The organism is Burkholderia sp. AU33423 (assembly GCF_002223135.1).
Lineage (GTDB): Bacteria > Pseudomonadota > Gammaproteobacteria > Burkholderiales > Burkholderiaceae > Burkholderia > Burkholderia lata_D.
Genome location: NZ_NKFH01000009.1, coordinates 274882 through 289545 on the forward strand (window position 1 = coordinate 274882; position 14664 = coordinate 289545).

3 protein-coding genes are annotated in these 14664 nt (G+C 69.2%); all 3 read left to right on the forward strand.

Annotated features, from left to right (window positions below; genetic code table 11):
• The first annotated feature begins 4 nt into the window (after positions 1-4).
• The 3 genes from CFB50_RS34340 to CFB50_RS34350 are packed head-to-tail and all read left to right on the forward strand — an operon-like array spanning position 5 to position 14609.
• Complete coding sequence (locus CFB50_RS34340) at positions 5-1621, forward strand: MBL fold metallo-hydrolase (protein ID WP_089448891.1); 1617 nt, start codon at positions 5-7, stop codon at positions 1619-1621.
• On the forward strand, positions 1609-5529 hold the full coding sequence (locus tag CFB50_RS34345; protein WP_089448892.1) for a non-ribosomal peptide synthetase: 3921 nt from the start codon (positions 1609-1611) through the stop codon (positions 5527-5529). The genes CFB50_RS34340 and CFB50_RS34345 overlap by 13 nt, the downstream gene beginning before the upstream one ends.
• Positions 5526-14609: a non-ribosomal peptide synthetase gene (locus tag CFB50_RS34350; RefSeq protein ID WP_089448893.1), complete on the forward strand. Its 9084-nt coding sequence runs from the start codon at positions 5526-5528 to the stop codon at positions 14607-14609. Before CFB50_RS34345 ends, CFB50_RS34350 begins: the two co-directional genes overlap by 4 nt.
• Positions 14610-14664 lie beyond the last annotated feature (55 nt).

A 14664-nucleotide genomic window follows, 5' to 3' on the forward strand; every position in this document is an offset into this window, starting at 1 on the left:
TTCGTTGACCATTTCGTCCAGCACGCAGGTCTACCTGCGACCAAACATCCAGTTCGAACCGCTGATCAACAGCTGGTACGCGTGGTATCACACGCTGCCGCCGTTGACCGCCGCCCTCAACGTGGCGGAGCGGTTCCTGCCGCTGCTGAAGTCCTATGCCGCATCGCCGATGATGCATGCGGCGGCCTGCAAGGATCCCGCGATGCGCGGCGGGCCGTTCCTCGACCTGGGCGGCCAGCGCGTCGACGAAATCCGCGCGCTGATCGAGCAGACCACCCGGCGCGCGACCCGGCAACTGGAACTGGCGAAGGCCTACAAGGCGTTCTCCACGCTGCTGCTGGAACAGGCCACGGGGATGGCGTCGGACCCGCTCTACCCCCAGATTCCGGAGGTGTTGAAGGGCTATGTCGAGATCTACTACGACCTGAACCACAACCCGTCCTTCCGGGTGTTCGAAAGCCTGCTGTATGCGAGCCCGTTCTATGCGCGCGATGCGCAGAGCATCGCGCTGTCGGCGATCGAGGAGAACACGCCGCGGCCGTTCATCCTCAGCACGCCCCGGCTCAGCGACGCGCGCACGGTGTTCAGCAACATGGCCTTCGACGACCGCGCGCTCGACGCGCTGTTCCGCATGCGCGACACGCCCGGCAGCTACGCGAAGATCGTCGACCTGATGCGCGTGGAGGAGAAGGACGAGCCGCTGTTCCGCTCGTTCTTCACCGAGGAGGCGCCGGCGCCGAAACCGGATCGCTCGTTCGACGGCGACGACATCCGCATCCGCTACTACGGCCACGCGTGCGTGCTGATCCAGAGCCGGGGCGTGAGCATCCTGATCGATCCGGTGATCAGCTACGGCTACGACACCGCGCTGCCGCGCTACACGTTCGCCGACCTGCCGGACCAGATCGACTATGTGCTGATCACGCACAGCCATCACGATCACATCGTCCTCGAAACGCTGCTGCAGCTTCGCCACAAGGTCAAGACCGTGGTGGTCGGCAGGAATCTCGACGGCTTTCCGCAAGATCCGTCGATGGAACTGGCGTTGCGCAAGCTCGGCTTCGACGACGTGCTGGAAGTTCGGGATGCGCAGGAAATCAAGCTGCCCGGCGGCGCGATCACCGCCATTCCGTTCATGGGCGAACACAACGACCTGGCGATCCACAGCAAGCAGAGCTTCATGATCCGCTTCGGCTCGCGCTCGGTGCTGTGCATCGCCGATTCGTGCAACCTGGACCCGCGCCTCTACGAGCATGTCTTCCGCCTCGCCGGCAAGCCGGACACGCTGTTCGTCGGGATGGAAACCGAGGGCGCGCCGCCGTCATGGGTCTACGGCCCGCTGTTTCCGAAGGCGCTGCCGCGCGACATCGATCAATCACGCCGGGCGCGGGGCTGCCAGTTCGGAGAAGCCGCCGCGCTGGTGGACGATTTCGCGTTCAACGCGGCGTATGTCTATGCGATGGGCCAGGAGCCGTGGCTGAACCACCTGCTCGACAACACCTTCGACGAAAACTCGCCCAGCCACATCCAGTCCACCCAGTTCGTCGCGCACTGCAAGGCCAAGGGCATCGCGTCCGAAATCCTGTACGCGACGAGGGAGATCGTGCTTTGTCAGAACTGAATCTCAACGCGCTCTCGACGAGCGGGCAATACCAGGAACACGTGGCGTTCTGGAACGACGCGCTCGGTCGCCTCGACGAAGATTTCCGCCTTCAGCAGGCGTGGCAGGCGTATGAGCTGCCGCTCGGCCCCGAGCCGACCCTGACGTTCGCGCTCGACGGCGACGCGGCGCCGGTGCTGGAGAAGCTCGCCGCCGGCAACGAGCTGGGCGCGTTCGTCGTCCTGCTGGCCGCGCTGTTCCGCGTGCTGGGGCGCTACAACGGCGCGGCCGGCCTGTTCGTGGCATCGCCGCGCCTGATCGTCGAACCCGCGAGCGGCTCCGCCGAGCCCGTCCCGCTGCTCGACGCCAGCGAGCCCGGCCCGACGGTTCGCGCATACCTGAACCAGCTGCGCGACCGGGTGCAGCACAGCTATTCGTACCAGGATTTCCCGATCGCCGCCCTCGCGCACAAGCTGCATGGCGAACGGCGCGCGACCAACGTCGGCGTGCGCTTCGACGGCCTTCACGAAGCCTGGGCGTCGGCGGACTACGACCTGTCGATCGAGATCCGCCATCGCGAGCGCTACGAGATCGTGCTGACGGGCCGGCCGACGGTGTTCACGCTGCACTATCTGCAGCATCTCGCGCGGCACCTGCGCAACGTCGTGGCCGGCTTCGGCGCACTGGACGCGCCGCTCGACACCATTTCGCTGCTCGACGACGAAGAGCGCGCACGCCTGCGTTCGCACGCGGCGCCGGTCGCGGTACCGGGCACCTTCCTCGAACAGTTCGCGCAACGGGTCGCGGCCGCGCCGGACAGCGTCGCCGTGGTGACCGCCGACGCATCGCTGACCTATGCCGAACTCGACGACCAGGCGTCCCGGCTGGCGAGCTTCCTGCTCGCGGAATACGCGATCGAACGCGGCGACGTGGTGGGCGTGGTGGCCGACCGCTCCGAGCGCTGGATCGTCGGCATGCTCGGCGCCCTCAAGGCGGGCGCGGTGTATCTGCCGCTCGACCCGGAATTTCCGCGGGAGCGGCTGCGCTTCATGATCGAGGATGCGAAGGTCAAGGCGCTGCTGACGCACTCGGAACACCTGCCGTTGCTCGCCGATTTCTGGGCGATCCCGATGTTCGCCCTCGACTTCCAGCTCGACACGCTGGAACCCGCGTCGGCGTCGGCGCAGGTCGAGGTCCGGCCGGACGACGCGGCGTACATCATCTACACGTCCGGCTCCACGGGCGTGCCCAAGGGCGTCGTGCTCGAACACGCAGGGCTCCTGAACATGGCGCAGTACCATGTGGACGCATTCGGTTTCGATGCCGCCGACCGGTTCGTCCAGTTCTACTCCCCGGGCTTCGACGGCTCGATCATGGAGATCTTCGTCACGCTGCTCGCGGGCGCGCGCCTGGTGCTGGCGAAGCCCGCCATGATCCGGGACGTCCCGCGTTTCGTCGACTACATCGCGCAGCAGGGTGTCACCACCGTCAACGCGACGCCGGCCTATCTCGCCGCGCTCGACTGGCACGCGCTCGGCACCGTGACACGGGTCATCAGCGCGGGCGACAACGCCCGCGTGGCGGATCTGCGCGAGCTGGCCCGGACCCGCACGTGCCACAACTCGTACGGCCCGACCGAGGCAACCGTGTGCATCGCGGACTATGTGGTCGACCCGGCCGTCGCCTACGGGGCCCGTCTGCCGGTGGGCCGCCCGATCCGCAATACGCACCTGTACCTGCTCGACGAGCATGGGGCGCCGGCCCCCGAGGGCTGCACGGGCGAGATCTGCGTGTCCGGCATCGCACTGGCGCGCGGCTATGTCGGCCGGGACGACCTGACGGCCGCCGCGTTCGTCGACCACCCGTTCGAGGCGGGCGAGCGCCTCTATCGCACCGGCGACCTCGGCGTCTGGCTGCCGGACGGCAACCTCGAAGTCACCGGGCGGCGCGACACGCAAGTGAAGATTCGCGGCTACCGGATCGAAATGGGCGAGATCGAGGCGGCGCTCCGGCAGCACGCCGACGTCGCCGACGCGATCGTGTTCGTGCGCGAGGACGCGCCGCAGCACAAGCAGCTGGTGGCCTGCGTCGCGACGGCGACGGCCAGCGTCGCCAGCCTGCGGGAACACCTGAAGGAACGTCTGCCCGAGTTCATGGTGCCGGCGTCGATCGTGACGCTCGACCGCCTGCCGCTGACGCCGAACGGCAAGCCCGACCGCAAGGCGCTCGCCGCGCTGGACCTGGCGCCCGTGCCGAGCGAAACCGCGTACGTCGCACCGGCCAATGACGTCGAGGCGCGCCTGGGCCGGATCTGGTCCGACGTGCTGGGCCGCGAGCCGATCGGCGTGCACGACAATTTCTTCGAACTGGGCGGCGACTCGATCCTGATCATCCAGGTGATGTCGCTGGCCCAGCAGGTCGGGCTCAAGTTCACTGCCGACCAGTTCTTCGCCCACCCGACCATCGCCGAGCTCGCCCGGGTAGCGGTGGAGGCGCCGTCGATCCGGATCGCGCAGGAGCCGGTGGTCGGCCCCGCCCCGCTGACGCCGATCCAGCACTGGTTCTTCGCGCAGGACGTGGCCGATCCGCACCACTACAACCAGTCGACGATGATCGAGGTGCCCGCGTCGCTGCGGCCGGACACGATCGAGCGCGCGCTCGCGGCCGTCACGACGCATCACGACGCGCTGCGGCTGAGTTTCGAGCGCGTCGCCGGCGCGTGGCAGCAATCGCATGCGGCGCCGCCGCTGGCCATTGCGCTCGGCGTCACGTCGCTGGCGGACGCGGCGCCTGCCGCACGGCAGGCCGCGATGCTCGCGACCGCCACCGCCATGCAGGAAAGTTTCACGCTGTCGGCGGCGCCGCTGCTGCGCGCGCACCTGTTCCAGTTCGGTCCCGACGCGCCGCAGCGCCTGCTCGTGGTCGCGCATCACCTGGTGATCGACGGCGTCTCGTGGCGCATCCTGTTCGAAGACCTGTACACCGCATGCCGCCAGCTCGAAGCGGGCCACGCGGTGCAGCTCCCGGCCAGGACGACGGCCTGGCGTGACTGGTCGACGCGCCTGTCCGAACTCGGCGCGACCGCGCTCGACGGACTGGGGCTGGACTACTGGCTCGAGGGGAACGCCGGCGAGCCGGCGTGCTTCGACGACATGCCGGTCGGCACCCGCGCCCAGGCCGGCTCGACGCTCGTCGAGTTCGACGCCCAGCAGACGCTCGCGCTGTTGCAGGACGTGCCGCGTGCGTTCAACACCCAGATCAACGAAGTCCTGCTGACGGCCCTGCTGCTCGCGTTCGGCGACTGGACCGGCAACGCGTCGCTGGTCGTCGATCTCGAAGGCCATGGCCGCGAGGACCTCTTCGACGGCGTCGATACGTCGCGCACGATCGGCTGGTTCACCGCCCACTATCCGGTGTTCCTGACCGCCGGCGACGCCACCGTGGCGGTCGACGCGCTGCGCCACGTCAAGGAGCAACTGCGCGCGGTACCGATGCGCGGGCTCGGCTACGGCATCGCCCGCTATCTCGGCCGCGACGCCGGCATCACGGCTGCGCTGGAACGGCAGCCGCCGGCGCCGGTGCGCTTCAACTATCTCGGCCAGGTCGATCGCGTGCTGGCCGACGACACGGGCTGGAAGCCGGTGCTCGACTTCCAGAGTCCCGAGCACAGCCCGCGCGCGCGTCGCGGCCATCTGTTCGAGATCGACGGGATGGTGTTCGACGGCCGTCTGCGCCTGACGTGGCACTACAACCGCGAGGCCTGCGCACCCGGCGTCATCGAACAGCTGACGCAGTGCTACCGCAGCCGTCTGCTGTCGATCGTCGCGGCCAGCGGCGACGGCCCGCGCGCGCTGAGCCCGTCGGACTTTCCGGCCGCGCGCATCAGCCAGGAAGCGCTGGACGCCCTCGTCTCAAGGATCAAATCGTGACATCCCCGACCATTGCCGATATCTACGAGCTCTCCCCGATGCAGGAGGGGATGCTCTTTCATGCCGTGCACGAGCCCGGCTCGAGAAGCAGCTTCAACCAGCTCAGTTGCCGGATCACCGGCAGCCTCGATCCCGCGCTGTTTCATGCCGCATGGCAGCAGCTCATCGATCGGCATCCGGTGATGCGCACGTCGTTCCATTGGGAGGAATTCGACAAGCCCATGCAGGTCGTGCACGCGCACGCCACGCTGCCGTGGGTGCAGGACGACTGGCTCGACCTGCCGGAACACGAACAGCGCACACGGTGGCGCGCGCATCTCGAACACGACCTGGCCGAGGGCTTCGCGCTCGATCGCGCGCCGCTCGTGCGCTGTCGCCTGGTGCGCGTCGCCGCCGACGCCTACCTGTTCAGCTGGAGCCACCATCACATCCTGGCCGACGGCTGGTGCCTGTCGCTCGTCATCGAGGAGATCTTCCAGGTGTACGGCGCGCTCGCGCGCGGCGTGCCGCCGGCGCTCCCGCCGGTGCGTCCCTATCGCGACTACATCCAGTGGCTGCAGCAGCACGAGCCGCAAGCCGCGCAGCAATACTGGACGCGCTATCTCGAAGGGTTCCGCTCGCCGACCCCGCTGCCCACGGCCGCGCGCGCGGACGCGGGCGAGCGCTTCGGCCAGGGCCTCGCGCAAGTGCAGGCCGACCTGTCGGCCGACCTGAGCGCACGCCTGCGGCAATTCGCGGCCCGCCATCACGTCACCCTCAATACCCTCGCGCAAGCGGCCTGGGCGCTCGTGCTGTCGCGTTACAGCGGGGAGACCGACGTGGTGTTCGGCGCCGTCGTGTCCGGGCGGGGCGCCAATCTGCCGGGGATCGAAACCATGCTCGGCCTGTTCATCAATACGGTGCCGGTGCGGGTGCGGGTCGACCCGAGGCAGCCGCTGGTGCCGTGGCTGAAGATGATCCAGGCGCGCGTGGCCGCCCGCGCGCCGTTCGAGCACACCCCGTTGCCCGACATTCAGCGCTGCAGCGAAGTGCCGCCGACGGCGCCGCTGTTCGAGAGCAACATCACGTTCATGAATTACCCGCTCGACGCGTCGCTCACGCATGGCGCGCACGGGCTGGCGGTCGACGAGGTGCAGCTCTACAACCGCGCCGACATTCCGCTCGAATTCGTGGTGACGGCGCGCGACGACTGGAAGATGGAACTGTCGTTCGACCCGCGGCGCTTCGATGAAGACACGATGCAGCGGATGCTGGGCCACGTGGCCGCGACGCTCGACGCGTTCGCGGCCGATCCGAACCGGCTGCTCGGCCGCGTGCCGATCTTGCCCGAGGCGGAACGCCGGCAGTTGCTGGAGACCTTCAACGACACCGCCGTGCCGTTCGACGCCGCGCAGACCGTGGTGCATCGCCTGGAGCAGGCCGCCGCGGACCACCCCGAGCGGCCCGCGGTCGAGTACCGGGACGACGTCCTGAGCGCGGGCGAGCTGAACGCGCGCGCCAACCGCATCGCGCACCGCCTGCTGGCCGCCGCCGAGCTCGGGCCGGACGCGCTGGTCGCGATCTGCATGCACCGGTCGGCGCGCCTGATGGAAGCGATCCTGGCCGTCTGGAAGTGCGGCGCCGCCTATATTCCGATCGACCCCGACTATCCGGTGGCCCGCATCCGCACCATCCTCGAGGATTCCGGCGCCGCCCTCGTGATCACCTGCGACGGCCTCCTGCCCCCGGAGCTGGCCGGGATCGCGCCGGTCGTGTCGCTCGACGGCGCCACCGACGTCGTCGACGACACCAATCCCGGCCGCCCCGTATCCCCCGACAGCCTCGCCTACGTGATCTACACGTCCGGCTCCACCGGCAAGCCCAAAGGGGCGATGGTCGAGCACGCCGGCATGCTGAATCACATGCTCGCCGAGATCGACGAGTTCTCGATCTCCGCGTCATCGGTGATCGCGCAAACCGCGCCGCATTGCTTCGATATTTCGGTCTGGCAATTTTTCACGGCGCCGCTCGTCGGCGGCAAGACCGTGATCGTCGACGACGAATGCATTCGCGATCCCGCGCGTTTCGTCGCGTATCTGGACACCACCCGGATCAGCATCCTCGAACTGGTGCCGTCGTATCTGTCCGCCGTGCTCGACCACGCGTCGGAACGGCCCGCGCTGCTGCGGCACCTGCGGCACCTCCTCGTCACCGGCGAGATGGTCAGCCCGGCCCTGGTGAAACGGTGGTTCGACGTGTTCCCGGACATCGCGGTGGTGAACGCGTACGGGCCGGCCGAAGCGTCCGACGACGTCGCGCAGCACCGCATGACGTGCGCGCCGACCACGCCTTACGTACCGGTCGGCAAACCGGTCCGCAACGTGCGCATCTACATCGTCGACCCGCAGATGAACCTGTGCCCGGTCGGGGTTCCCGGCGAACTGTGCGTATCCGGCGTCGCCGTCGGCCGCGGCTATCTCAACAACGAAGCCGGCACGCGGGAAGCGTTCGTCGAGGATCCGTTCCATCCGGAGCGCGGCGTCCGCCTGTACCGCACCCGCGACATCGGCTGCTACCTGCCCGATGGAACGATCGTGCTCCACGGCCGCAAGGACCACCAGCTGAAGATCCGCGGCTACCGCATCGAGCTCGGGGAGATCGACAACGCGCTGGCCGCCATTCCGGAAATCCGCCAGGCGGCCGCGCTCGACTATCGCGACGAGGCCGGCCGCGCCGCGCTGTGCGCGTATGTCGCGTTCCGCGACGGCGCGTCGCTGAGCGACGCCCGGATCGCCGCCGCGTTGTCCGCCACGCTGCCGGACTACATGGTGCCCGGCATCTACGTGGTGCTCGACGCACTGCCACTGAGCGGCAACGGCAAGATCGACCGCAAGGCGCTGCCGCCGCTGGACCGCGCGCGACTCGCGGCCACCGCACACGCGCCGACGCCGCCGCGCACGCCCACCGAGACGCTGCTGTGCCGCATCTGGGGCGAAGCGCTGGGCATTCCTTCGCCCGACATCCACGACAACCTCTTCGCGCTGGGCGGCGATTCGATCCTGAGCATGCGCATCGTGTCGCTGGCCGCGAAGGCGGGCCTGAAGATCACCACCCGGCTCATCTTCCAGCATCCGACGGTGGCCGAACTCGCCGCCGTGGCGACGCGCGGCACGGTCGGCGCGGCGGAGTTCGTCGCGTCGTCCGGCCCGCTGCCGCTGACGCCCATCCAGAAGCGTTTCTTCGCGCAGCGCAAGAACGACCCGGACCAGTACAACCAGGCGGTCCTGCTCGACGTGCCGGCGGATGTCGATCCGGGCCTGCTGCGCCAGGCGCTGCGGCACGCAGCCAAATGGCATGACGCGCTGCGGCTGCGCTTTCGCGCAGGCGAGTCCGGCTGGAGCCAGGAAGTCGTCGACGATCCGGAGGTCCCCGTCGTCGTGTCCGACATTGCGCGCGATCAGCTCGCGCAGCACGTCGCGCAAGCGCATGCGAGCCTGAATCTCGCGGACGGCCCCGTCGTGCGCGCGGACCTGTTCCGCGTCGACGCAGGCCGGTCGCTCCGCCTGCTGCTGGTCGCCCATCATCTGGTGGTCGACGGCGTGTCATGGGGCGCGCTGCTCGAAACCGTGTACGACGCCTATACCCGCCTGCGCAACGGCAAGGCGCCCGAATTCGCGGGCGGCAGCGCCACCTGGACCGCCTGGACCCGGGCGATCTCGACCTGGGCCGGCTCCGGCGCCGCCGACGCCGACCTCGCCCATTGGCAGGCCCTCGCGCGTGCCGCCCTGCCCGGCCTGCCGCTCGATCGCGATGCGCCTGCCGACGCCAATACCGTGTCGTCCGCCGAAACGATCGTGGTCGAGCTGGACGAAGCCGCGACGACGGCGTTGCTGGGCGCCGCGCCCCGCGCCTACGACGCGCAGATCAACGACGTGCTGCTGGCCGCGCTCGCGCGTGCCGTCAGCGACTGGAGCGGATGCGCCGACGTCCTGCTGGATCTCGAAGCGCACGGGCGCGAGGAGCTGATCGACGACCTCGACATCTCGCGCACGGTGGGCTGGTTCACGTCGGTTTTCCCGGTCGTGCTGACGGTCGATGCCGGTTCGCACGATCCGGCCGGCCTGGTCGCATCGGTCAGGACGCGACTGCGCGCGGTGCCGAACGCGGGCATCACCTACGGCCTGCTGCAAGACCGGCTCGACGGCCCGCTTCCGCAGCCGCGACTGCAGTTCAACTACCTGGGGCAGACCGACCAGCTGTTCACCGCCGCACGCGACTGGAAACAGGCCGCGGAGCCGAGCGGTGACGGCCGCCATGCGAACCAGCTGCGCGAGCACCTGCTCGACATCAACGCGTACGTGACCGGCAACCGCCTGCACGTTGCGTGGGAATTCAGCCGGGCCTGCCACGACACGGACACCATCCGGCGCGTCGCGCAAGCGTACATCGCGGCGCTCGAATCCCTGGTCGCCGGCCATGCCGTCCAGTCCGCCTCGACCGTGCCCGCGACCGGCTTGCCGCAGGCGCCGGCGTCGGTGATGCCGGACGAGATCGCCGACGTCTACCCGCTGACGCCGACCCAGCAGGGCATGCTGTTCCACAGCCTGTACGAACCCGCGTCGGATGCGTACTTCAGCAGCCTGAATTTCGGTATCGACGGGGCGCTCGACGTCGAACGGTTCCGCCGCGCGTGGGAGACCGTGGCGCACCGGCACGACATCCTGCGCACCGCGTTTCATTGGGAAGACATCGAAAGCCCCGTGCAGGTCGTGCATCGCCGTATCGACTTGCCGTGGCACGACGAGGATCTGCGCGCGGCGTCCGCCGTGGAGGCCGAACAGCGCTGGGACGCCTACGTGGCGCAAGACCGGGCGCGCGGCTTCGACTTTGCCCACGCGCCGCTGATGCGGCTCGCGCTGTTCCGCGTGGGCGAGCACGCATGGCGCTTCCATTGGAGCCATCACCACATCCTGCTCGACGGATGGAGCTCCGCCCGGCTCCTGAGCGAAGTGGCCGCCGCCTATCAGGCGCCGCCGGCCGAAGGCGCGCCGCAGCGGGACGCGCCGCCCGCCTTCGCCGATTACGTGCGCTGGCTGGCGCGCCAGGACGCCGCCGCCGCGGAACGTTTCTGGAAGACGAAGCTGGCCGATTTCCCGGCGACGACGCCGCTCGTGCTGGGCGGCCCCGAACTCGACGGCACGGCCGCACCGGGCGCCTACGTGGAAGAGGCGCTGCTGCTCTCCGAGCGCGACACGCAACGGCTCGTCGCGTTCGCGCAAACCAGCCGCGTCACCCTGAATACGCTCGCACAGGGCGCGTGGGCGCAGTTGCTGAGCCGCTACAGCGGCGAATCGGACGTCGTGTTCGGCACGATCGTTTCCGGTCGCCCCGCGTCGCTGCCGGCGTCGGACGAAATGGTCGGGCTGTTCATCAACACGCTGCCGGTGCGGGTGCGCATCGACGCGCGCCCGACGTCCGCGTGGCTGGCGCAACTGCAGATGGATCTCGCGCAGCAGGAGGACTATGCGCACTATCCGCTGGCCGACATCCAGAAATTCGCCGGCCTGCCGCCCGGCGTGCCGCTCTTCGAAAGCCTGCTCATCTTCCAGAACTATCCGGTGGAAGAAGCGCTGGCCGATGCGCTGCCCGGCCTGCGGATCGGCGCATTCCAGGTGTCCGATCCGAACAACTACCCGCTGACGCTGGTCGTGACGCCGGGCAAGCGCCTGTCGCTGCAGGTGCTGTACGACGACGGCCGGTTCGATCGCGACACGATCGTCCGCCTGCTGCGCCATGTCGAGACCCTGCTCACCGGCCTGGCCGGCGCGGAAGATCGCCCGAACCGCGATGTGCCGCTGCTCACTGCCGCCGAGCGGGACGCCATCCTGCTCGGCTGGAACGACACGTTCGCGCCGGTTCCGTCCGACCGGACGCTGCCCGAACTGATCGAGGCCGTCGCCGCCGCGCACCCGGAGCGCATCGCGGTGCGCTTCGGCTCGGAGGTTCGCACCTATCGCGACCTCGTCGAAGGCGCCAACCGGATCGCCGCGCATCTTCTGCAGACGGCGCCGCTGCAGCCGGATGACCGGATCGCCGTCTGGATGCCGCGCTCGCCGCTGATGCTGGAAGCGATCCTGGCCATCTGGAAGTGCGGCGCGGCGTACGTTCCGGTCGATCCGGCCTATCCGGCCCAGCGGGTCGAGACCCTCCTGACGCTGGCGCGGCCGGCTGTCATCGTCACGACGGACTGCGTGCCGCCGCCGGCGCTGGCGTCGATCCCGCTGGTCGATCCCGCCTGCGTGCCCGCCCATCAGGATGCCGAAGCACCGATGCCGCGCTGCCGGCCCGCGGACCTCGCCTACGTGATCTTCACGTCGGGTTCGACCGGCCAGCCGAAGGGCGCGATGGTCGAACATCGCGGCATGCTCAATCACGTGCTCGCGATGGCGCGCAGGGTCGGGCTCGGCGCGCAGAGCGCGGTCGCCCAGACCGCTTCGCACTGCTCCGATATTTCGGTCTGGCAGTGCTTCGCGGCGCTGGCGTCGGGCGGCACGACGGTGATCTACCCCGATGCCGTGATCCTCGAGCCCGCGCGCCTGATCGACAGCCTGCACCGCGACCGCGTCACGGCGATGCAATTCGTGCCGTCCTATCTGGCGACCTTTCTCGGCGAACTGGAACGGCACGCGACGCCGGCGTTCCCGCACCTCGACACGCTGCTGACGATCGGCGAAACGCTGCAGCCCGCGACCGCGCAAGCCTGGTTCCGCCTGAATCCGGCGGTCCGGCTCATCAACGCCTACGGGCCGACCGAAGCGTCGGACTCCGTCGCGCATTACAGCCTGACGCGCGCGCCGGATCTGCCGGCGATTCCGATCGGCCGGCCGATCGAGAACCTGCGCCTCTACGTCGTGGATGCCGACATGAATCCGTGCCCGGCCGGCGTCAAGGGCGAGATCTGCATCGGGGGCGTCGGCGTCGGGCGCGGCTACCTGTTCGACGAGGCCCGCACGCGGGCGGTGTTCCGCGACGATCCGTTCAGTCCGGAACCGGGCGCACGCCTGTATCGCACCGGCGATATCGGCTGCTTCGACGCGGACGGCACGCTCCACTTCTTCGGCCGCCGCGACTTCCAGGTCAAGATCCGTGGCTATCGCATCGAGCTCGGGGAAATCGAAGCCGCGCTGACCGGGCTCGCCGGTATTTCCCATGCCGTCGTGGTCGCCCGCGAAACGCCGGATTCGGACAAGACCCTGTGCGCCTACGCGTCGGGAACCGGCTGGACGCCCCAACGCGTGCGCGACGCGCTGCGCGACACGCTGCCGGCGCATATGGTGCCCGACACCGTGATGCTGCTGCCGGCGCTCCCCGTCATGCCGAACGGCAAGATCAACCGTGCCGCGCTGCCGCTCCCGGATGCCGCGTCCGTGCCCGACGGCGTGCAGGCCGCCCCGCAGACGCCGGTCGAAGCGGCGCTGCTGCGCCTCTTCGCCGAGGTGCTCGGCCGCCGGCCGAACGGCGTCGACGACGATTTCTTCGAGCAGGGCGGCCAAAGCCTCAAGGCGATCCAGATGGTCAGCCGGATCCGGCGCGAACTGAAACTGGACGTCGCGGTCGCCGACATCTTCCATGCGCCGACGCCGCGCGCGCTCGCGCGGAAGCTGGCTGCCATGCCCGCCGCCGCCACCGACGACGCGATCATCCCGGCGCTGGCCGCGCAACCGTCCTACGCGGTGTCCCGCGCACAGAAGCGGATCTGGCTCGCCAGCCGCGGCGCGGATCCGTCCACGTACAACATGGCGGGCGCGCTGCAGCTGGACGGCGCCATCGACACGGCGCGCCTCGTCCGTGCGTTCGACATGCTGGTCGATCGCCACGAGAGCCTGCGCACCGTGTTTGCGATGATCGAAGGCGACTTGCGGCAACGCATCCTCTCTCGCGAAGCTTCCGGTTTCCGGGTCGAACAGCGGGATCTCGCGGACGATGCCGGGCCGCAAGCGATCGATGCGCTGATTCGCGCGGAAAGCGAGCAGCCGTTCGATCTCGCGTCGGGACCGCTCTTTCGCGTCAAGCTGGTGCGGCTCTCGCCGGTGAAGCATCTGCTGCTGCTGAACATGCACCACGTGATCTCGGATGCGTGGTCGATCCGCGTACTGACCGACGACCTGCATGCGCTGTACGCGGGACACGACCTGCCGCCGCTGTCGATCCAGTATCGCGACTACGCCGCGTGGCACAACGCGAGCCTCGCCGGCCCGCGCGCCGCCGCGCATCGCGCGTACTGGCTCGCGCAACTGGCGCCGCCGCTGCCCCGCCTGCAACTGGCATCCGACTTCCCGCGTCCCGAGCGGCCCGGTCATGCCGGGCAGACACTCGAAGTCGAACTGCCGGCGCCGCAGGCGGCGGAACTCGCGACGCTGGCCCGCGCGCACCATACGTCGCTCTACGCGGTGCTCCTGGCGTCGTTCTGCGTGCTGATGCACCGCTACACGGGGCGCGAGGACATCGTCATCGGCAGCGTGTCGGCCGGGCGCGACAGCGAGCAGCTCGAATCGCAGATCGGCGTGTACCTCAACACCGTCGTGCTGCGCGTGCCGGTGCGGCCATCCGCGACCGTCGCGGAGGTGATCGACGGTGTGGCGAAAGCCTCCACGCAAGCGCTGGAGCATGCGTCCTATCCGTTCGACGTGTTGCTGGAAGACCTGAAGATTCGCACCCCGGCGAGCCATTTTCCGATCTTCGACATTCAGGTGAACCACGTTTCGATGCCGACGCCGCAGCCCGGTCTTCGCATCACGGACCTCTCGCCGGCGGACACGACGGCCAAGTTCGACCTGTCCTTCCAGGTCGTGGAAAGCGAAGGCCGGCACCTGATCCAGTTCATCTACAACACCCACCTGTTCCGCCCATCGACCATCGCCGCGATGCGCGATCGACTGCTCGCGATCCACGACGTCTTCCGTCGCGATCCGGCCACGCCGGTCGATCGCATCCCGCTCTCCGGCGATGCGCTCGCCGCCGCCCCACGGGTCCGCGTCGGCCTGCGCCTGAAGCGCGCGCCCGAGGTCACGGCCGACGACGCGCTCGAGGAGAAGACGTGATGCGGGCCGGCCGGGGTTCAAGCGGCGCGCGCCGTGCGCGCTGCGTCGGGTTGTT